Raw genomic sequence first — 22,185 nt, 5'->3', positions numbered from 1 at the left:
TATTTCCTCATTATAGTTTCCTACTAAGTTGTTTATATTAGAAACTATGAATCTAAACCAAGTATTTCCAGATTTTGGGAAAGAAGCACATAAGATAAATTCCGTCCTATAATATTTAGGTACTTCAAACCAACAGCGGACAAATCTTTCTAAATTATATAAAAATTTATCCATTTCTCCTCCTCATATTTATCGTTGGGATATATAGCATCATAAAATTAAACTCTCTTTTGATATAAAAATTAATAACTAAGTTTTTAATTACAACAGTAGTAAAAGTTGCTATAGCCGCTCCAACAATACCATATAAAGGAATTAAAATAGAATTTACAAATATATTCAAAACTAAACAGAACACATTTATATATTGGTCAATAAAGTGCCTATTTGTCATATAAAGCAAGGTTCCATTATTTCCCGAAATCGAGTGAAACAGTTGTCCAAAAGATAAAATCATTAGCACTATGGATCCTGCCTGAAATTCTGCTCCAAACATACCAAGAATAGGCCTTGAAAAAAATAAAAATAGTAGTAGCATAGGAAAAGAACTCCAAAAAATTAGCTTTGTTGACTGCTGCGCAACTTTCGCTAATCCTTTTATATCTCCCTTCCCCCAAAATTCAGCAAATTTTGGAGCTGCAATAGTATTTATTGCCATCAGCGTAATGCTTGTTATCATGGAAACTCTAAGTGCAACGTTATAAACTCCAACTTCCTGAGTACTTCTAAACATTCCAAGCATTATAGTATCTGTCCACCCCATAATCAAACTCAAGGAACTTGATAGGAGCATAGGAATAGAGATGGAGAGTAAGAATTGATAAGAGAGTGTAGAAAGTGAAGAAGTTTTAAAGTTTATAAAAAGGTTGGTAAGGTATTTACGCCAGAGATAGATAGATCCAGTAGCAAGAGCAAAAATAGATACACCATAAGAAAGTATAGGTAAAAAATTAGATTTTACAAACGGAGTTCCTATTAGAAATAAAACTACAGCTATAAGGAAAATTCCTGACTGCTGTAAAAGCATGTACTCCTTTATTTTCTTTAAGCCTCTAATACTTTCAGAGTGGATCCATAACAAAACAAACGGAACAACTATGAAGGATACTATATGAAAGTAATTAGTCAGATATGGTTTATGGAAAACCTTATTAGCTAAAATTGGTGATAAAAAGTAAACTGAAATCGCAACTAATATTGAAAACGGAACAACAAGAGTTAAAGCCTTTTTGTAAATTTCTTTTAAAGTATTTATATCACCCTTTGCTGTGTATTCGGCAGTGAATCTTAAAAGAGCTGTATCCATTCCAAGCCTTCCAATAACAGAAGCTATCTGAAGCACAACGAGACAAAGGGCAAAAGTTCCCCAAGCTTTAGCTCCGAGAGTTCTTGTAACAAGTAAAGTAAAAATATACCCTGCAACTATTCCAACAATCCTCAAGACAAAAGCAATTCCTGAACCCTTTATGAGTTCAGCAAAATGTCTATCTTCAGCAATCTTACTTTGAAGCCTCTCTTTAAAAGCTGCAATCATAGTTATAAACTTCCAAATTTTCTTAGGAAGTTGCCCACTCAATTAAAATATCAGCCACCTCTGGTCTTGAAAATTCTTTAGGAGGACGTTTTCCTTCCCTGAGCATGGATCTAACTTTTGTTCCGCTCAGGTGAATATGAAACTCTTTTGGATGAGGACAGGTTTTTGATGTTGCCATGTTTTCACACTTTGTACAGTAGAAAGCGTGTTCAAACTTTAAAGGCATAATTTCCAACTCATCTATGAACTGTTCTACAAATTCCTGGGCTTCGTAAGTGCCGTAATAGTTTCCTACACCCGCATGGTCTCTACCTATTATCATGTGGGTGCATCCATAGTTTTTACGCATTATCATGTGGTGAACCGCTTCACGAGGACCGGCGTAATGCATAGGAGCAGGTAGAACACTGAGGTGAACTCTGTTTTTGTTGAAGTAGTTATCAATTAGAACTTCATAGCACTTCATCCTTACAGGTGCAGGAATATCATCTTTCTTTGTTTCTCCTACAAGGGGATGTATCAGGGCACCATCCATTGTTTCTAAAGCACATTTAATAATGTACTCATGAGCTCTATGTATAGGATTTCTGGTCTGGAATGCAACAACTCTTCTCCAGCCTTTTTCCTCTATCACTTTTCTTACCTGAAAAGGGTCTTGGTAGTAACGTTCAGGGATACCTTCACGAATAGGGCGGTTGATGAGACGGAGGAGCTCCCCTCCAACAAAGAAGTTCCCAGCACTTTTGACAAAAGCAACTCCTGGATGATTTTCATCTGTCGTTTTAAAAACGTTTTCACAGTAAAAATCAAGATCTAAAGTATATTTATCTTCCACTACAATAATCGCAATAGGCCTATTATTTTCATCATAGATCGCTACTTCATCCCCTACCTTAATACTTTTCCAGAGCTCTTCACTTACAGGAAGAACAATCGGTATTGACCACAAAAGACCGTTGGGTAGGTGAACATCCTTAATAACCGACTCAGCTTCTTCTTTAGTCATAAAACCTCTGAGAGGAGAGTACCCTCCTATAGCTATCATTTCACAGTGACCAACATATCTGTTACCTGCAACTATTTTTGGGAGTGTTTCTACTTTTTCCATTAGTTCCTTTTTTTCTTCTTCGGAAGCTAATCTATTAACAAGGTCTCCACCATGAGGTTTTATCATCTAATCTACCTCCAAAAGTCCTCTTTCTTTCAAATAGCTGATAATTTTACTGGCACATTCGTCAATTCCCATCTTATCAGTCTCAACAACTATTTCTGGATTTTCCGGCTCTTCATAAGGGTCATCTATACCGGTAAAGTTTTTTATTATTCCCTGTCTGGCTTTCTTATATAGTCCTTTAGGATCCCTTTGCTCGCAGACTTCAAGAGGACACTTAACATAAATTTCTATGAAGTCCCCTTCTGGAACAAGATTTCTGACAAATTCTCTATCTTTTTTGTAAGGAGAAATAAAAGCAGAAAGTACAACAACTCCTGCATCTACAAAAAGCTTTGCTACTTCACCTATTCGTCTGATATTTTCCTTTCTATCTTTTTCAGAAAATCCTAAATCTTTATTCAGACCCGATCTAATGTTATCTCCGTCCAAGATATAAGTATGAATACCTTGTTGATATAGCAGTTCTTCTACTCGGTGTGAGAGAGTTGACTTCCCAGAACCTGACAAACCAGTAAACCACAGAATAAAAGATTTATGACCTTTTAATCTTTCTCTATCTTTTCGCGAAATCCGGCCCTTAAACGGAACTATAAATTTCTGCTGATTCATATCCCTCCCTTTTTAGCAAGAAAAGTTAAAATTGTTGTACATAATATACACACTAAAACTGATAGAGGCAAGCCAATTCTTAAAAAATCTTTAAACTTATAGTTTCCCGCAGCAAACACCATTAGATTAGTCTGATAACCGATAGGAGTAACAAAACTGGCTGAAGCTCCGTAAGCGACAGCAAGTATAAGGTATTTAGGTTCAATACCCGAAACACTTGCAGAAGCCAGAGCTATAGGAAATGCTATAGAGGCCGCAGCAACATTATTAACAAACTCTGTAAGTATATTGGTAACAAGGTAAATTCCCAATATATATCCAAACGTTCCAAAGCCACCAAGCAAGGAATCAATAGCACTTGCAAAAGTTTTCGCCAAACCTGTTTTTATCAGTGCTTTACCGAGAGCAAGGGAAAAAACAGCAATAAGAAAAAAATGGATGTCAAGTTTAGATTTAAGTCTTGAATAATCTGTTGTCTTTAATAAAACAGATAAAAGCAAAACAAAAATAAGAGCAGTAAAAAGTGATACTAATTTAAGAGCTGAAAGTAAAATAGCCAAAAGAAAAAATAAAAATAGAAGTTTGCCTTTAGAAAATTCTCTTTCATTAGGCACTTCATCAATACGCGAAACTATGTAAAAATCAGTAATATCTTCCACTTTTTTCCAGAAATCCTTTCCGACTATCAGTAATAATAAATCTCCCGGTTTAAGAACAATTTCTCCGATTTTTCCCTTCAAACGCTCTCCATTACGATGTACAGCAAGAACAGCTGCATCAAATTTAGCTCTGAAGTTAGTATCTCTGATCTTTTTGTTAATCAAACTTGAATTATTTGAGATAACAACCTCAACAAGTTCTTTATATTCACTATCAAGTAAACAAAACTTTGGTAAAGATAAACCGTAGTTGTTCTGTATAAGGCTAACTACAGCACGGGTATCTCCTACAAAGATTAGAATATCCCCTTCCTGAAGTACTTCGGACGGAGAAACAGGATAAATTCTTATATTCTTTCTAACTATCTCTGCCAGATAGAGTCCCTCAAGATTACGTAAGTTTGCCTGTTTTATAGTTTTACCCACAAGAGGAGAGTTAGATTTCAAAACAGTTTCTACTAAGTAGTCCCTCCTACGAGATAAAAATGATTCTACTATATCTGGCCTTTCCGGAAGAAGCTTATGTCCAATAAAATACAGGTAGAAAAAGCCAAAAAGCATTATAGGAATACCTACATAGCTAAAGTCAAAGAAAGAGAAAGGTTTTAAACCAGATTCAACAGTAAGAGCGTTAACAACAAGGTTAGTTGAAGTTCCTATAAGAGTTGACATTCCTCCAAATATAGAAGCATAAGATAGAGGTATCAGTAATTTTGAAGGTGAGATTTTCTTTTTATGGCACCAGTCGTTAACATAAGGTAAAACCATAGCAACAACAGGAGTATTGTTGATAACTGTAGAAATCCCCGAAACAAAAATCATCATTCTTGATAGAAATTCTTTGTAATCAAGCTCTTTCTTTAAGATTTTAGATATAAAAAAACTAAGAACTCCAGTTGATTGTAGCACTTTACTTATGAGAATGAGAAGAACAACATCTATAATTTGCTCATTTGAAAATCCGAACAGCACATCTTTAGGGGATAGGATCCTCAAAAAAAGAAGAATAGAAACACTAAAAAGGAAGATAATAACGGGATGAAAAAGCTCCCGATAAAGAGCTATAACTGTAAATAGAATAATCAGAGAAACTACTATCTCAGCAAACATCAGAAGAAAGTGCTATAAAGAATGGGTTAAGCAAATTCTCTTTATTGTACTTCAGTTCTTCCTTTTCACACAGTTCCTTTAGAGTATTTAATTTATTAAAAGAATCGTAAGAAATTACTTTCCCTCCTGCTCCTTTAAGAATGGCGTGGGCCGCAGCTGTATCCCATTCCATAGTAGGGCCTAAACGTGGATACAGAGTTGCCTTTCCTTCTGCAACAAGGCAAATTTTTAGCGATGAGCCTACAGATATGGTCTCTATTTCTTTATTACCAGTTATTTCCTTCAACCTATCTATGAAAGCTCTGGTTTCATTGTTCATATGTGATTTACTCGTTACAACCGTAAATTTTGTAGGGGAGTTCCCATCAATAGCATCTTCTTTTCCATCTGAAATACAAAAAGCCCCAAAATCAACGCCTCCGTAATAAAGAATACCTTTTGCTGGAGCATAAACAACACCAAAAACTGGTTGATTTTCTTTTATAAGAGCAATATTTACCGTGAACTCGCCGTTCTTTTTTATAAACTCCTTCGTACCATCAAGAGGATCAACAAGCCAAAAAGCATCCCACTTTTTTCTTTTATTATATGGAATACTACTTCCCTCTTCACTCAAAACAGGGAGATCAGATATTTCCTGAAGTCCTTTAATTATTATTTCATGAGAACGTTTATCTGCAAGTGTAAGCGGTGAATTGTCCTTTTTTAAAGAAATTTCATAGCTTGAGTTATAAATCTTCATTATTTCTTGACCTGCTTTACGCGCTATATCTACAACTGACCTACAATCAAACATAAGAAGTTCTCCAAAACACTTATTTATTTTATAAGCTCACCAATTTTAAATATTGGTAGATACAATGCAATTATGATTACGCCAATTATAGAGCCGATGAAGACGATCATCAAGGGTTCTATGAGGGAAGTGAGGCCGTCTACGGTGCGGTCTACTTCTTCTTCGTAAAAATCGGCAACTTTTGACATCATTTCGTCTAAGTTACCGGCCTGTTCACCGATGGCGGCCATGTTTACTACCATAGGAGGAAAGATTGAGATTCTTGACATTGCTAATGAGAAACTGACTCCCTTTTCTACCTGTTCTCTAACTTTTTCTATTGCCTCTCTTATCACTTCGTTGTTTGCAGTTTCAGCGGATATTCTTAGGGCTTCAAGTATGTTTATTCCGCTGGAAAGCATGGAGGAGAATGTTCTTGAGAAGTTGGCAATGCTGGATTTGAGGACGAGCTCTCCGAAAACGGGGATTTTGAGAAGTGCAAGGTCTGTCAGGTATTTAAACCGTTTTGAAACGCGACGGAGCTGAACAAAGAGGACAACAAAGAGAAAGATTGCAAGGATAAACCAGCCGATGTAGTCTCTGAGCCAGTTGCTGGCGTTTATAACCATTTGGGTTAGAGCTGGTAAAGAACCGCCAAGGTCGGCGTATAGCTGCTGGAAGGTTGGAATTACGAATATCATTATTCCAGCTACTATAACTGTTGCCGTTATAAGGACAAATACAGGGTAGAAAAGAGCACTCTTTACCTTTCCTCTGAGCTTTTCTATCTTTTCTAAATACTCGGCAAGGCGTTTTAGGGTTTCTTCAAGGGTTCCAGCTTCTTCAGCAGCTCTTACCATTGAAATGTATAGGTCTCCAAAGACATCTCTGTATTTTGAGAGGGCCGTTGAAAATTTACCCCCTTCCTCTATGTAAGTTGCCACATCGTCTATTATCTGTTTAAGTCTTTTGTTGGGTACTTGATCTTTTATGACTCTCAAGGCCTGGACCAAGGGGATTCCTGCGTGGATCATGGCGTAGAGCTGACGGGTGAAGATTAGAAGGTCGCGGAGAGTTATACGGTTGAGGAAGGGAACGTCAAAGCTCTTTTTAAACAGGGATTTGTCTTCAGAGAGCTTTTCTACTACAACAACTCCACGGCTTAAGAGGAGCTCCCTCGCAGCATCAATACTGTCTGCTTCTACAAGTCCTCTCCTTCTCCTGTTCAGAACGTCTCTGCCAACGTATCTGTAAACAGCCATTAGAAACCTTTGGAAAGTGATTTTATCAGGGATTCAAGCTCTTTATGGTCTGGCGATACTCTTTTAGCCTCTTCAATATCTATAAGGCCACTTGTGTAGAGCTCTGCCAGATGCTGGTTCAGAGTAATCATTCCTGTTGCAGCCTGACTTGTCTGCATCATTGAATATATCTGATGGAGTTTATTCTCTCTGATAAGGTTCCTTATAGCAGGTGTTGGTATAAAGACCTCTACAGCTGCTACCCTGCCCTTACCGTCTTTCCTCTTTAAGAGCTTCTGAGCTACTGTTCCAACAAGAACGAAGGAGAGCTGTGTTCTTATCTGAGCCTGCTTTTCAGCTGGAAATACATCTACTATACGGTTTATCGTTTCAATCGTTGAGTTTGTGTGGAGTGTTGAGAAGACAAGATGGCCAGTTTCAGCTGCTGTAAGGGCTGCTTCTATGGTTTCCGGGTCCCTCATCTCACCAACGAGGATAACGTCTGGATCTTCACGGAGGGCTGAACGGAGAGCTCTGGCAAAACTCTTTGTATCGTTTCCCAGTTCTCTCTGAGTAACCAGAGACTTGCTGTGCTCGTAAACAAACTCTATTGGATCTTCAATTGTTATTATGTGATAGGGATAGGTATCGTTGATAATTTTGAGGAGAGAAGCAAGGGTTGTTGACTTACCGGAACCAGTTGGACCTGTTACAAGAACAAGACCTTTATCTTTGTGGGCAAAGGTTTCTATAACTTTTGGCAAGCCGAGTTTGTCAAAGCTGGGAATGTCAAACGGAATGAGCCTGAAAGCAGCAGCTAAAGACTGCCTCTGGAAGTAGGCATTTCCCCTGAAGCGGGCAACCCCTTTTATTCCAAAGGAGAAGTCAAGCTCCCAGTCCTCTTCAAGCCTTTTCTTCTGGAGGTCTGTAAGAACGCTGTAGATTAAGCGTTTTGTATCTGCCGGAGTAAGGATACCGTATTCGTTTAAAGGAACAAGGTCTCCCATTATCCTTATACGAGGAGGACTACCGGGAGCAATGTGAAGGTCGGATCCCTTCCTCTCAATAACCTCTTTAAGAAGCTGAAGCATTGTTACGTTACTCTGCATCTTTACCCCCGGCTGATTATAACAAACCCTAACGATTTCAAGTTTTAACTATTTTGAAAGTAGAAAACTACGAGGAAAATTATCCCAACTATGATTCTGTAAACGCCAAAAGGAATAAAGCTGTGGTGTTTTACATAACCTAAAAGCCACTTAACTGCAAAGAAAGCCGATACAAAGGCAGTTATAGCTCCCACCAGAAGTAGCTTGAAGTCTTCAACGTTGATGGAGTTAAAGTTTTTAAACAGCTCAAAGCCGGTAGCTGCGAACATCGTCGGAATGGCAAGGAGGAACGAAAACTCTGTAGCGGCAGGTCTTTTCATTCCTAAGACCATTCCTCCTATTATGGTTGCGCCGGAGCGGGAGGTTCCGGGAACCATTGCAAGGGATTGAAAAAGGCCGATTCCCACTGCTTTAAGATAACTTACTTTTTCAGGCTCTGAGATGTGGTGCTCTTTTTCGTTATGGAGGAGCTCCACCAGTATGAAGATAACACCCCAGATTATCAGCATGGAGGAAACAACAACGGGATTGAATAGATTTTCAATGTAGTGGTGGAGTGCTAAACCCAGTATTCCGGTAGGTATAAAGGCAGCTATGAGCTTTTTCCAGAGCTCCCAGCTTTTGGTGAGCTTTTCCCTGTATATGAAAACAACGGAGAGAATTGCTCCAAGCTGAATGGCTATTTCAAAGGTCTTTTCAAAAGCGGTCTGTTTAAGGCCCAAAATGTGAGAGGTGAGTATCAGGTGGCCGGTTGAGGAGACGGGAAGAAACTCTGTCAGTCCTTCAACTATTCCCATTATGACTGAGTCTGTAAAAGTCATGAATCATCCCCCTTCAGGTGGTCGTAGCCCTTTTTAGGAAGGAGCTTCCCGTTTCCATAGACTCCGCTTCCTTCAGAGACTTTCCCTATTTGTTTGAAGCCGATTTTTCGGAGCTCCCCCTCTTTATCTTCTGGAGCCGTAATTATAAGCTCGTAATCCTCCCCTCCAAAGAGGGCGAATGAGAGAGCTCTCTCTTTTCCGCAGTAGTTTATCAGGTTTTCTGATATTGGGATAAGGCTCAAATCTACATCTATCCTTACGCCAGAGGCCTCTGAAATAGTGTAAAGGTTGAAAACGAGGCCGTCGCTTACGTCTGTTCCGCACTTAACTCCTAAAGAGAGAGCTCTCTGACCTTCTCTCAAACGGGCCGTAGGGTTTAAGAACCTGTTTACAAGGTATGAGTCAGTAATTTCTCCATTTAAAAGCTGTTCAAGTCCGGCCTTTGCATCTCCGAAAGTTCCTGTAACGAAGACAAGTTCTCCCGGCCTGGCAGAATTCCTCAGCATAAAACCGCTTTTTGCTTTACCGGTCAAAAAGAGGTCAAAGAAGAGGTTTTCGCTTCTGACTGTATCACCACCGACCAATGAAAGGCCGTAATCTGAAAGGGCAGAGCGGATTCCGTTGTAAAGCTTGTCAAGGTCGGGTTCAGAGAAAGAGCTGTTAACTCCGAGAGTTATAAGGGAGAAGAGGGGAGCTCCGCCCATTGAGGCAATATCGCTGACAGAAACAGAGACAAGTTTCCTTCCCAGATAGAAAAAGAGATCGTCTACCAGAGATTTCCAGCTGAGAAGGAAATGGGAATTTTCTACCAAAGCGTCACATGTAAGAAGAAGTTTCTCTGAACCTAAGGTCACAACGGCAGTATCATCCCCTATACCCACATCAATATCTGGTAGTTTTTTGAAAAGACGGGAGATTTTGGAGATGAGCTCAAACTCACTTAAGCTCATCTATCTTCTCCGGCTTCAGGTAACAGATACTCCCCTTTTTAGAGACCAAAGCAAGAACTCTTACCCTTTTTCCCCTGTCTGTTAAAGGGTCAAGTCCACCTGTTCCAGACAGGTAGATACAGCCGGTTGAATCGGTAATACAGACGTCGGAACGGGTTGTACCGGGGTTTCTGCAATCTGCCGGGCAGCTCCACCCTCTGTAAGTTCCTTCAACTACAACTTCTTTTCCAGACAGTGCAGGACAGTTTTTCAGGATTTCACCTACGGTAAATAGCCTTACCCTGGCCTCGCCATTTACGTTAACAGTTGCACAGCCAGATAGCAGTGTAAGAAATATCAGAACAAAAAGCCTTTTCATACTCCTACTCCAGAGATAAGTATTCAGTTAGGAAGTTGTCCCAGTAGGTTCCAGCAGCAAAGGGATTGTAGTAGCCGCTAACCTGCTTATTTCCAAAGGTGCAGGTTACGGGAGTCTCGGCAGTATAACAGCCGTATCCAGATTGATTTGCTTCATCTGGGTTGGCAGGGAAGTAGACGGAGATACCGTGAAGGTCTTTACCGTCGCTGCCAGGTATAACCGTTTTGTATAAGGAGTCTATTACGTTAACAATGTCGGCAGCTTCAGGATATTTGTCTGAAAGCTGAGATGCAAAGGAGTAGAGATCAACGTAGTAGTAAGAACAGTTCTGATTGTTTTCTGAGCAGACAACCTGCTGGGAGGAGCTCCTTGCAGACTGGAAGTCGGGGAATGTGTCTGAATTTAGATCGTAGTAGAACCTGTTCAGGTCGCCGGCAATTCTCTCAACGTTATCTTTAGAGAAGAGGGTAAGCGTAAGGGTGGAATCGGTGCTAAGAGAGGAATAGGCCTCTTTATAGGCATCAACTATGGCCTTTCCAAACTGCTGAGGAGTTGAATTGGGGTTGGAAACGAGGTATGAAAAAACTCTCGTATAATCCCAGCCAGTTCCAGGCTCTTCGTTCTCTGAGGCCACAAAGTAATCAGCAAAATCTTTAATGTCGTAGAGGACCTCTTCCATGCCCATTAAACATTCGTCAAAGCCAATCAGACTGAAGTTTATCCCTTCTGAATTAAGGTCTGACAGGACTTTTCTAAGCTGGAACATAAGGAGAAGGGAGGAGTCTGTGTCGTCAATGGCTGCTGATCTGCTTCTCCATCCATCTCCGTGATCCCAGAGGATTAAGGCAACGTTCTTTGCAGGGTATAAGTTATAGTATTGTTCTACAAAGTTCTTAAGAGTCTGATAGTCGCCTGAATCTACTTCGTAATTCAGAGGTTGAGAGGTCAGATCCCCCGTTGTATCGGAGCTCTCTGAAATCTGATCCGTTCCCGTTTGAAAGTCTGTGAGGACAACTAATTTTACCTGAGGGGTAAACTTGACTGAGGCCATCTCCTTCAGGTCTTCCGATGCAAATGAGTTTAAACTGTTATCAGCAGCCATGTAGACCAGGATGAGCCACTGTCTGTAGTTAACTTTCTGACAGCTATCGGCTGTGCACAGCTCTACAGACCGATCTTCCGGGTGGTACTCTACAGAGTAAGTTTTTCCGTTGGACTGGAGCTCTACCCTAACGTCTTCTCCGTTTTGAACGGCATCGGTGAGGGACTCACCTGAAGGGAGATTAGAGTTTAAAACCTTAATACCGGAGAAGTTAAGCGTTTTAAAAGTTCCCTCTGTATCTCCGGCCATCCCGTGGATAAACCTGGCAAGAATATCTCCAATCTGGGAGCTGGACGATAATTTAAAAGGAGTTACTGTTTCGTTGTTTTCCCTGAGGGTATAATCTCCCAGTTCAAGGTTATTTACAAAAAAGGTGACGTGAACTGGAAGAGTTGAAACCTTTAACTGGAACTTACCTTCTGCATCTGTATACGTACAGTAACCGCTGTCTGTACAGACTTTCAGTCCTTCTACATAACTTGAGAGAAACTGGCCGGAAATTGATACACCACCTGAGGAGTTACTACCACCTCCACTGCCACCCCCTCCACAAGCAGGAAGAAGAAAGAAGAAAAGTAAGAAAAGCAGTCTAAGTTTTCTCACGTAAACCTCCTAAAGCTGACAACTGCACGGCTGGAATCTTATCAGGTCTTTTGGGGATATTCCCTTAACAGATTTAAGACCGAACTCTATTACGCCCTTTTTTGAACCCTGGCGGAAGATGGTAATTCCCTTAACTTTGAGCTTATAGCCAAGGAGAAAAACGTGTTTAACGTCTTCAACGGTTGCGCTCTCTCTCATGTTTACAGTTTTAGAAACGGCGTTATCTACATGTTTCTGGAATGTGGCCTGAACCCTTACGTGCCACTCAGGGGGAACGTCTAAAGCGGTTACAAATAGCCTCTTTACTTCATCTGGGATACCGGGAACGTTCTGAATGCTCCCTGTTTTAAGGACTTCAAGGAGCTGTTCATCTGAAAGGATATTTCCGGCGTACTTGAGGAAGAGTGGCTCTATCTGAACAGCCGGCTTACCGTCAAGGATCCGTTTAACGTAAGCAACGGCAAAGAGGGGCTCTATGCTGGGCGTTGTTCCGGCTATCATGCTGATGGTTCCCGTTGGGGCTATGCTCGTTCTGGTTGCGTTCCTTACCTTTTTTCCCCTGTAGATACTCTTTTCTATGTTGGTGAAGCTTCCCTTTTCTTCTGCGAGCTTTACGGAGGTTTCAAAGGCTTTTCTGTTTATGAAGGCCATAAGTCTGTCTGCAAGTTTTAGTGCTTCTTCGGAGTTGTAGGGGATTTTCAGTTTTATGAGGAGCTCCGCCCAGCCCATAACCCCAAGGCCAATTTTCCTGTTACCCTTCGCCATTCTCTCTATTCTTTCGTCGGGGTATTTGTTGACGTCTATAACGCAGTCTAAGAACCTGACTGCCGTCTCAACGGTTTCTCCCAGCCTTTCCCAGTCAACAGAGCCATTCTTCTCAAAGTGGGAGAGGTTTATTGAACCTAAGTTGCACTCCTCGTAGGGAAGGAGAGGAACCTCACCGCAGGGGTTTGTGGCCTCAATCTTTCCGATTTCAGGGGTTGGGTTGTGGCGGTTTATCTCGTCTATGTAGAGGATTCCCGGGTCTCCACATTCCCAGGCGGATCTTGCTATAAGGTCAAAGAGATCCTTTGCACTTACTCTTTTCCAGACTTTTCCATTCCTCGGGTTTATGAGCTCTACTTCTCCGCCGGTTTTAACCTTTTCAAAGAAGGAGTCTTCGCAGGCAACTGAGATGTTGAAGTTCTGAAAGCTCTTCTTGTCAAGCTTTGCAGTTATGAACTCTTCAACGTCTGGGTGGTTGTAGGAGAGGACGCCCATGTTTGCTCCTCTCCGTTTTCCTCCCTGCTTTATGGCATCTGTTGTGCAGTCAAAGACCCTCATAAAGGAGACGGGGCCTGAGGCCTTTCCGTTTGTTGAGCGGACGATGTCTCCCTTCGGCCTTAAGTGAGAGAACGAAAACCCTGTTCCTCCGCCGGTTTTCTGTATCTTGGCCATGAGGGAGAGGGTGTCAAATATCTCCTCTATGGAGTCTTCAACGGGAAGGACGAAGCAGGCTGCAAGCTGGCCCAGTTCGGTTCCGGCGTTCATGAGGGTGGGAGAGTTTGGAAGGAAGTCAAGGCTGGTCATAAGGGTGTGGAACTTCTCCTCCCACTCCCTCACCTTTGAGACGGGGCCGTAGAGGAGCTCCGCCTGTGCAACTCCCCTTGCAACCCTCTCAAAGAGCTCCTCTGGAGTTTCTCCCGGCCTCAAGTAGCGGGCCTTCAGTATCTCAAGTGCCGTTTCGCTGAGCTTCAGCATCAGGAGAGCTCCTCTATAGCCTTTTCAATATCTTTCGGTTTTTCAACGCTTAAAACCTTTAAGTTCTTGTCTATCTTCCTTATAAGACCTCTTAAAACGTTCTTGGGGCCGATTTCGTAAACCCTGTCAACTCCCATCTCGGCCATCTTTCTAACGTCTTCAACCCACCGGACGGGGGAGAAGACCTGCCTATAGAAGGAGTCCTTTATCTCCTCTGGTTTCCTTATAAGCTCAACGTCGGCGTTGTTGAGTATCGGAACCTCTGCCCCTCTGAACTCCATACTCTCCATCAGCTCTTTCAGCTTTTCGGCTGCCGGCTTCATAAGCTCTGAGTGAAAAGGAGCTGAAACGGCAAGGCGCACAATTCTTTTAGCTCCAGCTTCTTTTAGTTTCTCCTCGGCTTCTTCCAGAGCCCTTATCTCTCCTGAAATTACAGTCTGCTCCGGCGTGTTGTAGTTTGCAACCTGAACAAAACCGCTCTTTACAGTCTTCAGAATCTCATCAACGGTCTCTGCAGGAATTCCTATAACGGCGGTCATTCCACCAACTCCGGGAGGAACTGCCTCCTGCATAAACTCACCCCGCTTCCTGACAAGGAGAGCTCCCTCTGAAACGGAGAAGACCTTTACAGAACCGGCAGCTGAGAACTCACCCAAGGAGTGGCCGGCAACTAAAATAGGTTTCTCTTTTATTCCAGCCCTTTCAATCACCTTTAGAACGGCCATGCTGACCGTAAAAATTGCAGGCTGGGCGTTGTAGGTAAGGGTAAGCTCAGATTCAGGAGCTTCAAAACAGAGTTTTTTAAGGTCAACTCCTGCTCCCTCAGAGGCCTCTTCAAACACCTCCCTTGCCTCTGGGAATGATTCGTAAACCTCTTTCCCCATACCGGGATACTGGGAGCCCTGACCGGGAAAGACAAAAGCAACGGCCATTGAAAACCCTCCAGGAACTTTTGTTTTAGTATACCAGTTGATTTCGGGCGATAAGGAGAGCTCCCACGGCACCGCTGAACTCACCCAAGCGGGCAAGTTTCAGTGAGAAATCTCTGGCAGGCTGAGGGAAGGCAATTTCCTTTGTTTTTCTCTCAACTTTCTCTAAAAGCTCAGGGTAGTGGGTAGGAATTCCCCCTGAAAGGGCGACAATGTCGGGGTTAAAAAGGTGGAGAAGGTTCATAAGGCCTAACGAGAGATAAGAGGCCATTTCTGAGAGAGCTCTAAGAGCAGCTTTTTCCCCTTTTTTTGCTCGCTCTATCACTTTAAATGAAGATATGCTCTCTCCTGTTTCCATGTGGTAGAACCGCTCAAGGCCGTAAGACGAAACGTAGGCCTCAAGACATCCTCTCCTCCCGCAGTGGCAGAGCCAGCCCCCCTTTTCAACGACCATGTGGCCCACTTCCATTGCAGAGCCTGAAGCTCCAAGGAGGGGTTTTCCGTCTATTACGGCTCCACCGCCAAGCCCCGTTCCTAAAGTAAGGCAGATGAAGAGGGAGCTCCCCCTTCCCACCCCCAAGCTGTATTCTCCGTAGGCGGCAGCTGTTGCGTCGTTTACGATAGAAACGGTAGAGGCGGTTCTCCTCTCAATTTCACTTTTGAGGGGAAGATCTTTAAGGAACTTGAGGTTGGGAGAATCTGTAACAACTCCTCTTTTCACGTCTACAAGGCCGGCAACGACAATACCCACCCTGCGGGCTTTCTCACGGATTACCGCTTCTGAGATGAGATTGAGGAGCTCCTCTGTGCTTTCTGGAGTTTTTTCCTTCCAGTTCCTCTCTCCATCTGTAAACTTCACGAACGTTCCGCCTATATCAATACCCAGGCTCAACCCCAGTCCTCCCAGAAGTTAAGCTCCTGAAAAATTGAATTTTTCCTCTCAATTTCTTCAAGCTTTTTGTAGTCAACCTTTCCCGTTTCAACCATCTTTAATAGCTTTGAGAAGTTATTTATGTGCTCTCTTAACCGTCTTTCTGCGTAAGCTCTGGCCGTTTTAGTTGTTATGAGGAACGGCCAGTCGGAGCTCTGGGCTAAGAGGAGCTCCCTCAACATCTGGTTCAAAATTCTGGTATTTTCTGGAGTTTTTTTCAGTGTAGATTTCAGTCTGCTCAGAGTTTTGGCCATTCCTGTAAGGTGGTAGTAAATCCAGTCGTTATCTCCGTTGACCCAGACGTCAAAGTAGCCCCTGTCTCCCCAGGAGGAAACTGCAGGCTGAGTTTCAGGGTTTTCCGGGTATTTCTCAAGGTATTCCCTCAGGAGAACCGGCTTTATTACTCCGTATTCTTGGAAGTCCTTAAACAGGTAGTAGAGGAACTCGGGACCTTCAAACCACCAGTGGCCGAAAAGCTCTGCGTCAAAAGGAGCAACTATTAGAGGTTCCCTCCCCATAACTTCCTTTAAGTTCTCAGACTGTTTATCTCTGCAGAAGTGGAAGTGGTCTGCGTGAATCCTTACCCTCTCAAGGGCTTTCTCTCTGACGTAGGGTTCTTTCTCTCCAAGGTCAACGTCTCCCGTTATCCTGTAGTACTTAATTCCCGTGTAGGTTCTTGAACCGTCGGGGTTTATGTAAGGTTTAACGTAGTCAATGGGAAGGTCAAAACCGATATCCCTGTAGAAATCCCTGTACCAAGGATCTCCCGGATAGCCCTCTTTAGCACTCCAGACCTGTTTTGAAGACTCAGGGTCTCTGCCGAGGGCAACCCTTCCTGAAGGTGTGCAGACAGGGGAGTAGACCCCAAATTTTGGGAAAGGCTTTCCGTAGAGTAGGCCGTGGGAGTCTAATAGGAAAAACTCTATGCCGAATTCTTTAAGGAACTTCTCAACTCCCGGATAGTAGCCGCACTCAGGAAGCCAGATACCTTTTGGGGTTTTTCCAAAGTGTTTCCTGTAGTTTTTAACGGCAACTTTAACCTGTGTTTTCACAGCTTCTTCAACTCCCTGAAGGGCCGGCAGGAGACCATGGGTGGCACCGCAGGTAACTATCTCTATGAAGCCGGCAGATTCTAACTCAGAGTATGCTTTTAGAAGGTCTCTACCTAAAGAGGTGTAGAATTCCTTTACAGATTTGAACCGGCTGTTGTAGAAACGGGCAAGCTCATTGAAAACAGGCTCTTTTTCTGTCCTCTTTATCTCCTTTTCTGTAAGCTCAATGGTTCTATCAAGGTATTCCTCAAATTTTTCCTGGAGGAGAGGGTCTCTCAACATCTCACAGAGGGGTGGAGTAAGGGAGAGGGTTACCCTGAAGTTCATTTCTTCTTCTGCAAGGGAGTAAAAAGTTTTGAGGAGGGGAATGTATGTTTCTGATACGGCCTCAAAGAGCCAGTGCTCCTCGTGGAAGTAGCTGTACTCAGGGTGTTTGACAAAGGGGAGATGGTGGTGGAGGAAGAGGTAGAAGTAACCTTTAACCATTGTTTCCCCCGTAACCAACTCTTCCCTCAAAGCCGGAAGAGAGAATGGAGGGGAGGAGCTCCTCTGACATCTCTTCGGAAACCTCTATGGAAATTTCGTCTGAAGGGGCAACAATCGGATTTGACCTGAAAGTCTTACCGTTTACGATGAGTTCGGCAGTTAACTCTTTAAAGGGAGCTCTGACTCTCACGTAGTACCTTTTCCAGCCTATCTCAACGGGAACTTCTAAGGCGGGAGCTCCCTCAACGTAAACCCGCAAAATGCCTTTCTCTCCCTGAACGTTCCAGACCGCCAGAGAGAGCTCCGGGTTTACAGGAATGAGGGTTATAAACTCCTCTCTGTAGGCTGGAAGCGGCAGTTCTTCCGGCTCCGGTTTTCTCTCTTCAATCGGCTCTGCCTGAACGACGTTACTCGTAATGGGCTCCTCAACGGCAGACTTTTCGGCCAGAAGGAGCTCCCTCTTTAAAGCTTCAAGGAGCTCCCCCTTTCTCATCCTCCCCCTTCCTTTAAGGTTTATCTCTTTCGCAAGCCGGTAGAGTTCCCTCTTTGTCATTTTTTCAAGGTCTTCAACCTTTATTTCCAATTTCATTTCACTTTCCCCTCAATCAGGTTTTCGTAAAGCCTCATATACTTAAGGGCAGAATTGTTCCAGGAGAAGTCAATTCCCATAACGAACTGTCTTAAACGGGCAAACCTGCTGCGGCTGTTATAGTAAAAGTCTACAGCCTTCTTTACGGCTTTCAGGAAAGCCTCTGGAGAGAACTCTTCAAAGAGGAAACCATAACCTCCCGGCTTGTCAACGTCGCGAACAGTGTCTGCAAGGCCTCCTGTTTTCCTTGCAACAACCAGCGTTCCATACCTCATGGCAATCATCTGGTTCAGTCCGCAGGGCTCGTATAGAGAGGGCATGAGGAGATAGTCTGCCGAAGCGTACATCTTTCGGCTTAGAGGTTCATCGTAAGCAACCTCAACGAAAATGTTGGGATACTTACCCTTTATGGAGTTAAAGAAACTGTTGTAACCGGTGTCTCCAGTTCCTAAAATGGCAAAGTTTGCAGGAAGGGAGGGGAGCTCCTCCATAGACTCCATAATCAGGTCAATCCCTTTCTGCTTTGCAAATCTTCCTATAAAGATAAATAAGGGTTTTTCCTCTCCTGAAAGCCCAGTTTCCTTTAGAAAGAGCCGTTTATTCTCCTCCTTTCTGGAAACAGTGTTCTCACTGTAGTTTACGTAGATGTAGGGATCCGTTTCAGGGTTCCAGACGTCGTAGTCAATCCCGTTGAGTATTCCAAAAAGTTTGTAGCTGTACTTCTTTAGAACACCGTCAAGGCCGTAGCCAAACTCGGGTGTAGTTATCTCTCTTGCGTAGGTGGGGCTTACGGTATTAACCGCGTCGCTGAAGATAATTCCACCCTTCAGGAAGTTGACCTTGCCCCAGAACTCAAGGGCCTCCATGTTGAAAAGTTCCCATCCAAGGCTCAACCTTTCTACGGCCTCTTTCGGGAAAATACCCTGATAGGCCAGGTTGTGAATGGTCTGAAGTGTTTTTACTTTTAGTCCCTTTTTACTGATAAGGACAGGCGTAAGGGCAGTCTGCCAGTCGTTGGCGTGAACAACGTCGGGTTTGAAAAACCCCTCTTCTATCAGTTTAACAACTGCCCAGCAGAAAGTTCCAAACCTTACGTCGTTATCAGGATAGTCACCCTCAGGGGTTCCGTAGAGGTAGTCCCTTCCAAAAAGGTGGTCGTTCTTAAGGAAGTAGTGGGAAACCGAGTTTGAGACCTTATAGACCTCAAAATCAAAGTTTCCTGCACCGACGGAAACGGAAACTTTCTTCCCTGTGGGAACAATTCCGAACTTCTCTAAATCAACTGTTCTGTAGAGGGGCATTACAGACTTTACGTGAACTCCTATCTCTGAGAGGGCTTTAGGGAGTGAAGCTGAAACGTCTGCAAGTCCTCCGGTTTTTGCAAACGGGTATATTTCACTTGATAGGAAAAGAACCCTCATAGCAGCACCTCTCTGAGAAACCTTGCCGCCGTTTCCGGCGTTGTTGGGTTGATCACGTAGCCGCTGCCCAGCTCAAAGCCTGCGTGGACTGTAATTCGGGGCATTATTTCCAGATACCAGTGGAAGAAGAGCTCCATTCCGGAGAAGTAGTTGGGTCTTTCGGGAAAGGGACGGACTGGAGGAGACGTGTGAATGAAGAAGTTGTAGGGCGGGTTGACAAGTGTTTTGTAGAGCTTTCTCAGTGCCATTCTTAGGGCATCTGAAAGGAGATAGAGGTCGGAGTCTGAAATTTGAGAGAAGTCGGACTGGTGATACTTGGGAGCTATACGGATCTGGAAAGGAACCAGTGAGGCAAAGGGGCAGTAAACAACGAACCTCTCGTTCTCGTAAACAACTCTAACCGTTTCGTTGAGCTCGTAACCGATTTCATCACACAGGTAACAGCGGCCTTTCTCCCTAAAGAACTTCCTTGACTGGGAAACAACGGTATCAATCAGTTTAGGTATTCGGGGAGTGGCAATTATCTGTGAGTGGGAATGGGTTAGAGAAGCCCCAGCTTCCCTTCCGTAGTTTTTAAAGATTAATACGTATTTTATACGGCTGTCTCCGTAAAGGCTCCTCATTCTCTCCCTGTAAACGTAGAGAAGATCTCTCATCTCCTCTACGGTAAAGTTGTGGGGGTGTTTAAAGTGGTCGGGGGTGTCTATAACCACTTCGTGGGCTCCAAAGCCTCCGGCGGCATCGTATATGCCAGCTCTAAACGGTTCAACCGGGTTCTCTATTCTGAAGGCGGGATACTTGTTGGGAACTACCCTTACCTTCCAGCCGGGAGTATCTGGGGCTGTGCCCGGTTCCCTCAGGGCAAATATCTCGTGGGGTGAGAGGTATTCTTTCCCCGGCTCAAAGGGGCACTTTGACGGGTCGCTCTTTGATGGGTAGGTGTGGGGAGGGTAGTCGTGTGGGCGTCTCTCCCTTTCAGGAGCCACAACGCTCCAGGTATCCCACAGGTAGTTGTATCTAAGCTCAGACATCTTTTACCTCTAAATCAATTGTGAGAGAGAAGGATTCTCTAAAGGTGAAAACAAGGCCGAAACAGTGGCCCTGAACTGTTAGCTCTGCTCCCTTTTCACTCTGGCTTACAGTTTCTACAGGGTAGTGGAGAAGGGTAAAGGGAAGAGAAGAGGTAAGTGCAATCTCCTTTCCAAGGCCAGTATCCTCTATCTTCAGCACTTTACCATCTGAATTAAATTTAAAGCCGCCGGGGTTGAGGAAGTGGAAGTTGAACTCAAGGATGTGGAGGAGCTCCCCTCCAAAATCGGTTTTAAAGCGTTCTGAGAAGGCAAGCCTGTTCCCTTTCAGGGAAAATTCTTTACGGAGCTCCGCCGGAAACTTCCTGCCGTAGTAGATTCCACCACTCCTTTTAAGAACCAGTTTTTCACCTTCAAGACTTACAGAGTAGGGAGTATTGGCAAAGTCGGAAAGCTCCCTGAAGCTTTCCCTGAAAAAGGTTTCCCCGTTAACATCATCCGTAAAGTGAGAGACGAAGGAACCCCTTAGGTGCCAGTCAAAGGCCAGTTTTTTCCTTATCTCCTCAGGAATCTTAAGGGACCTTTCGTGAATTGTGGAGATTCCTCGGGAGCTCCCTTTTTCTCTTTCCACTCCCATGAAGTAGTGGTAACCTTCCCTGTGGCGAGAGATTACGTTCTGGTAGTTGAATCTCTCCTTTTTAAGGGAGAGCTCTCCTAAAATTCCGCCTTCCTTTGGAAAAACAACGGCAAAGATAGTTTCAGATGAAAGTATCCCTTCCTGGTAGCCGTCAAAGTTAACGTCTTCAAGTTTTACGTAGCCATCTTCCTTTTCAGACTCTCCCTGAGCGGTCAACAAAAAGCGCCAGAAGTTGTCCCTCAGGTTGGGAAGGTAGATTCCACCGAATATGCCGTGCCAGAAAACGTCGTTGCACTGGGCTTTTGCCAGATTATCTCTAAAGTGTTCAGAGTCTTCATCTCTCAGTGAAAGGTCAAGCATCCTCTTGTGCATGTAGTTGCTCTCGGGGTATTTAACGAAGAAGTTTTTCCAGATGCTCCCTCTAACGAACTTTTCAATGTAAGTTTCAAGACCTTTCTCTTTTAGAAAAGACTCAAGCTCTTTCAGTTCCTTAAACCTTTCTGGTGGGAGTGCCCACTCTCCCATTTCGTAGTAGGAAGCCGTCGGAAGGTAAGCTATACCTAAAGGCTTTTCCCGTTTAACATTCTCATAGAAGAGTTCCATCTCAATCTCTCCAGATTTAACTAAAGAGAGAAACTCCTTGAGCCAGCCCTTCTCATAAACCCAGCTGTAGGTTCCCGGCCAGATGCCGAACTTTTCACCGTCGTCAAATAGGGTTCTGCTCCCCCAGGCAGACTTAAGGTAGTCAGCCGTATCTGAAGGGGGTTTAAACGGAACTAAGTAACGGAGTTTTTTGTCTATGGGAAAAACCTTAAGGATTTTTCCCTCGCTCTCTGTCAGGAAGTAACCGCCAAGCTGGTTCCTTTCAAAGCCGGCACAGATGAAGTGGTAGTCATCAACAACTACATACTCTATTCCGCAATCAACGATATCGCAGATAACCGAGTCATCCCAGACCCTCTCTGTAAGCCACAGTCCTTTTGGTTTCTGGCCAAAAAGTTCAAAAATGAGGTTGTTCAGCTTCTCTATCTGGTAACGGCGCCAACGGGAAGGCAGGGAGACGAGAACAGGCTCGTAGTAGCCGGCTGTAAAGAACTCTACCCTCCCTTCCTGGGCCATGGACCCGAGAAGCTCCACCACCTCAGGGTAGTTCTCAGCCACATACTCAAGAAGCCAGCCGCTGAAGTGGACGGCAAATTTAAAGCTCTTTACAGGGTAAACGGCCTCTATAAAAGGTCTGTAGGCCTTTTTAACTGCTTCATCAACTATGTGTTTAAAGTTCTCTACAGGCTGGTGGTTGTGAACTCCAAACAGAAGTTTCGCCATA

Annotated in this window: 19 protein-coding genes; all 19 read right to left on the bottom strand. The window is 43.6% G+C overall.

Translation table 11 applies throughout. The annotated features are described in order from the left end of the window. Positions 1-166: 166 nt before the first annotated feature. Genes F8H35_RS01665 through F8H35_RS01575 form a run of 19 tightly spaced genes read right to left on the bottom strand, consistent with a single transcriptional unit; the run spans position 167 to position 22,184 of the window. The gene (locus tag F8H35_RS01665; RefSeq protein ID WP_472571836.1) at positions 167-1,534 is read right to left on the bottom strand and encodes a flippase; all 1,368 of its coding nucleotides are present in this window, start codon (positions 1,532-1,534) and stop codon (positions 167-169) included. A gap of 22 nt (positions 1,535-1,556) precedes the next feature. Continuing rightward, the gene (sat, locus tag F8H35_RS01660; protein ID WP_472571835.1) at positions 1,557-2,708 is read right to left on the bottom strand and encodes a sulfate adenylyltransferase; all 1,152 of its coding nucleotides are present in this window, start codon (positions 2,706-2,708) and stop codon (positions 1,557-1,559) included. After that, the gene (gene cysC / locus F8H35_RS01655; RefSeq protein ID WP_472571834.1) at positions 2,709-3,317 is read right to left on the bottom strand and encodes an adenylyl-sulfate kinase; all 609 of its coding nucleotides are present in this window, start codon (positions 3,315-3,317) and stop codon (positions 2,709-2,711) included. Beyond that, the gene (locus F8H35_RS01650) at positions 3,314-5,086 is read right to left on the bottom strand and encodes an SLC13 family permease (protein WP_472571833.1); all 1,773 of its coding nucleotides are present in this window, start codon (positions 5,084-5,086) and stop codon (positions 3,314-3,316) included. The genes cysC and F8H35_RS01650 overlap by 4 nt, the downstream gene beginning before the upstream one ends. Further along, entirely contained in the window at positions 5,076-5,882 is an 807-nt protein-coding gene (gene cysQ, locus F8H35_RS01645) for a 3'(2'),5'-bisphosphate nucleotidase CysQ (protein ID WP_472571832.1), read from the bottom strand. Before cysQ ends, F8H35_RS01650 begins: the two co-directional genes overlap by 11 nt. A 23-nt stretch (positions 5,883-5,905) precedes the next feature. Further along, positions 5,906-7,123, bottom strand: coding sequence for a type II secretion system F family protein (locus tag F8H35_RS01640; RefSeq protein WP_472571831.1), 1,218 nt, complete (start codon positions 7,121-7,123; stop codon positions 5,906-5,908). Further along, positions 7,123-8,211: a type IV pilus twitching motility protein PilT gene (locus F8H35_RS01635; protein ID WP_472571830.1), complete on the bottom strand. Its 1,089-nt coding sequence runs from the start codon at positions 8,209-8,211 to the stop codon at positions 7,123-7,125. The genes F8H35_RS01640 and F8H35_RS01635 overlap by 1 nt, the downstream gene beginning before the upstream one ends. Positions 8,212-8,255: 44 nt before the next feature. Continuing rightward, the gene (locus F8H35_RS01630; RefSeq protein ID WP_472571829.1) at positions 8,256-9,032 is read right to left on the bottom strand and encodes an undecaprenyl-diphosphate phosphatase; all 777 of its coding nucleotides are present in this window, start codon (positions 9,030-9,032) and stop codon (positions 8,256-8,258) included. Further along, positions 9,029-9,982, bottom strand: coding sequence for a thiamine-phosphate kinase (gene thiL / locus F8H35_RS01625; protein ID WP_472571828.1), 954 nt, complete (start codon positions 9,980-9,982; stop codon positions 9,029-9,031). The genes F8H35_RS01630 and thiL overlap by 4 nt, the downstream gene beginning before the upstream one ends. Beyond that, on the bottom strand, positions 9,969-10,340 hold the full coding sequence (locus F8H35_RS01620) for a hypothetical protein (protein WP_472571827.1): 372 nt from the start codon (positions 10,338-10,340) through the stop codon (positions 9,969-9,971). Before F8H35_RS01620 ends, thiL begins: the two co-directional genes overlap by 14 nt. Before the next feature lie 4 nt (positions 10,341-10,344). Further along, positions 10,345-12,045, bottom strand: a complete 1,701-nt coding sequence (locus F8H35_RS01615) for a clostripain-related cysteine peptidase (RefSeq protein WP_472571826.1) — start codon at positions 12,043-12,045, stop codon at positions 10,345-10,347. A gap of 9 nt (positions 12,046-12,054) precedes the next feature. Next, positions 12,055-13,785 carry an adenosylcobalamin-dependent ribonucleoside-diphosphate reductase gene (locus F8H35_RS01610; RefSeq protein WP_472571825.1) on the bottom strand — a complete coding sequence of 577 codons (1,731 nt, stop codon included), beginning with the start codon at positions 13,783-13,785 and terminating at the stop codon, positions 12,055-12,057. After that, positions 13,785-14,717 (bottom strand): ACP S-malonyltransferase, encoded by a 933-nt coding sequence (gene fabD / locus F8H35_RS01605; protein ID WP_472571824.1) that lies wholly within the window; start codon positions 14,715-14,717, stop codon positions 13,785-13,787. Before fabD ends, F8H35_RS01610 begins: the two co-directional genes overlap by 1 nt. Before the next feature lie 25 nt (positions 14,718-14,742). Further along, positions 14,743-15,606, bottom strand: coding sequence for an ROK family protein (locus F8H35_RS01600; RefSeq protein WP_472571823.1), 864 nt, complete (start codon positions 15,604-15,606; stop codon positions 14,743-14,745). Then, positions 15,603-17,183: a glycoside hydrolase family 57 protein gene (locus tag F8H35_RS01595; protein ID WP_472571822.1), complete on the bottom strand. Its 1,581-nt coding sequence runs from the start codon at positions 17,181-17,183 to the stop codon at positions 15,603-15,605. Before F8H35_RS01595 ends, F8H35_RS01600 begins: the two co-directional genes overlap by 4 nt. Continuing rightward, complete coding sequence (locus tag F8H35_RS01590) at positions 17,176-17,772, bottom strand: Rho termination factor N-terminal domain-containing protein (protein WP_472571821.1); 597 nt, start codon at positions 17,770-17,772, stop codon at positions 17,176-17,178. The genes F8H35_RS01595 and F8H35_RS01590 overlap by 8 nt, the downstream gene beginning before the upstream one ends. After that, entirely contained in the window at positions 17,769-19,193 is a 1,425-nt protein-coding gene (gene glgA / locus F8H35_RS01585; protein ID WP_472571820.1) for a glycogen synthase GlgA, read from the bottom strand. The genes F8H35_RS01590 and glgA overlap by 4 nt, the downstream gene beginning before the upstream one ends. Continuing rightward, complete coding sequence (locus tag F8H35_RS01580; RefSeq protein WP_472571819.1) at positions 19,190-20,224, bottom strand: galactose-1-phosphate uridylyltransferase; 1,035 nt, start codon at positions 20,222-20,224, stop codon at positions 19,190-19,192. The genes glgA and F8H35_RS01580 overlap by 4 nt, the downstream gene beginning before the upstream one ends. Then, on the bottom strand, positions 20,217-22,184 hold the full coding sequence (locus tag F8H35_RS01575) for an alpha-amylase/4-alpha-glucanotransferase domain-containing protein (protein WP_472571818.1): 1,968 nt from the start codon (positions 22,182-22,184) through the stop codon (positions 20,217-20,219). The genes F8H35_RS01580 and F8H35_RS01575 overlap by 8 nt, the downstream gene beginning before the upstream one ends. Position 22,185 lies beyond the last annotated feature (1 nt).

Origin of the sequence: Thermovibrio sp. (assembly GCA_015488335.1) — a bacterium.
In the GTDB taxonomy this organism is placed as follows: domain Bacteria; phylum Aquificota; class Aquificia; order Desulfurobacteriales; family Desulfurobacteriaceae; genus Balnearium.
This window is presented reverse-complemented; position numbering and strand designations above follow the sequence as displayed.

Excerpts from the sequence above, each read along its gene's own strand:
- F8H35_RS01665 (WP_472571836.1), bottom strand. The coding sequence starts at position 1,534 with ATGATTGCAGCTTTTAAAGAGAGGCTTCAAAGTAAGATTGCTGAAGAT.
- sat (WP_472571835.1), bottom strand. The coding sequence starts at position 2,708 with ATGATAAAACCTCATGGTGGAGACCTTGTTAATAGATTAGCTTCCGAA.
- cysC (WP_472571834.1), bottom strand. The coding sequence starts at position 3,317 with ATGAATCAGCAGAAATTTATAGTTCCGTTTAAGGGCCGGATTTCGCGA.
- F8H35_RS01650 (WP_472571833.1), bottom strand. The coding sequence starts at position 5,086 with ATGTTTGCTGAGATAGTAGTTTCTCTGATTATTCTATTTACAGTTATA.
- cysQ (WP_472571832.1), bottom strand. The coding sequence starts at position 5,882 with ATGTTTGATTGTAGGTCAGTTGTAGATATAGCGCGTAAAGCAGGTCAA.
- F8H35_RS01640 (WP_472571831.1), bottom strand. The coding sequence starts at position 7,123 with ATGGCTGTTTACAGATACGTTGGCAGAGACGTTCTGAACAGGAGAAGG.
- F8H35_RS01635 (WP_472571830.1), bottom strand. The coding sequence starts at position 8,211 with ATGCAGAGTAACGTAACAATGCTTCAGCTTCTTAAAGAGGTTATTGAG.
- F8H35_RS01630 (WP_472571829.1), bottom strand. The coding sequence starts at position 9,032 with ATGACTTTTACAGACTCAGTCATAATGGGAATAGTTGAAGGACTGACA.
- thiL (WP_472571828.1), bottom strand. The coding sequence starts at position 9,982 with ATGAGCTTAAGTGAGTTTGAGCTCATCTCCAAAATCTCCCGTCTTTTC.
- F8H35_RS01620 (WP_472571827.1), bottom strand. The coding sequence starts at position 10,340 with ATGAAAAGGCTTTTTGTTCTGATATTTCTTACACTGCTATCTGGCTGT.
- F8H35_RS01610 (WP_472571825.1), bottom strand. The coding sequence starts at position 13,785 with ATGCTGAAGCTCAGCGAAACGGCACTTGAGATACTGAAGGCCCGCTAC.
- fabD (WP_472571824.1), bottom strand. The coding sequence starts at position 14,717 with ATGGCCGTTGCTTTTGTCTTTCCCGGTCAGGGCTCCCAGTATCCCGGT.
- F8H35_RS01595 (WP_472571822.1), bottom strand. The coding sequence starts at position 17,183 with ATGGTTAAAGGTTACTTCTACCTCTTCCTCCACCACCATCTCCCCTTT.
- F8H35_RS01590 (WP_472571821.1), bottom strand. The coding sequence starts at position 17,772 with ATGAAATTGGAAATAAAGGTTGAAGACCTTGAAAAAATGACAAAGAGG.
- glgA (WP_472571820.1), bottom strand. The coding sequence starts at position 19,193 with ATGAGGGTTCTTTTCCTATCAAGTGAAATATACCCGTTTGCAAAAACC.
- F8H35_RS01580 (WP_472571819.1), bottom strand. The coding sequence starts at position 20,224 with ATGTCTGAGCTTAGATACAACTACCTGTGGGATACCTGGAGCGTTGTG.
- F8H35_RS01575 (WP_472571818.1), bottom strand. The coding sequence starts at position 22,184 with ATGGCGAAACTTCTGTTTGGAGTTCACAACCACCAGCCTGTAGAGAAC.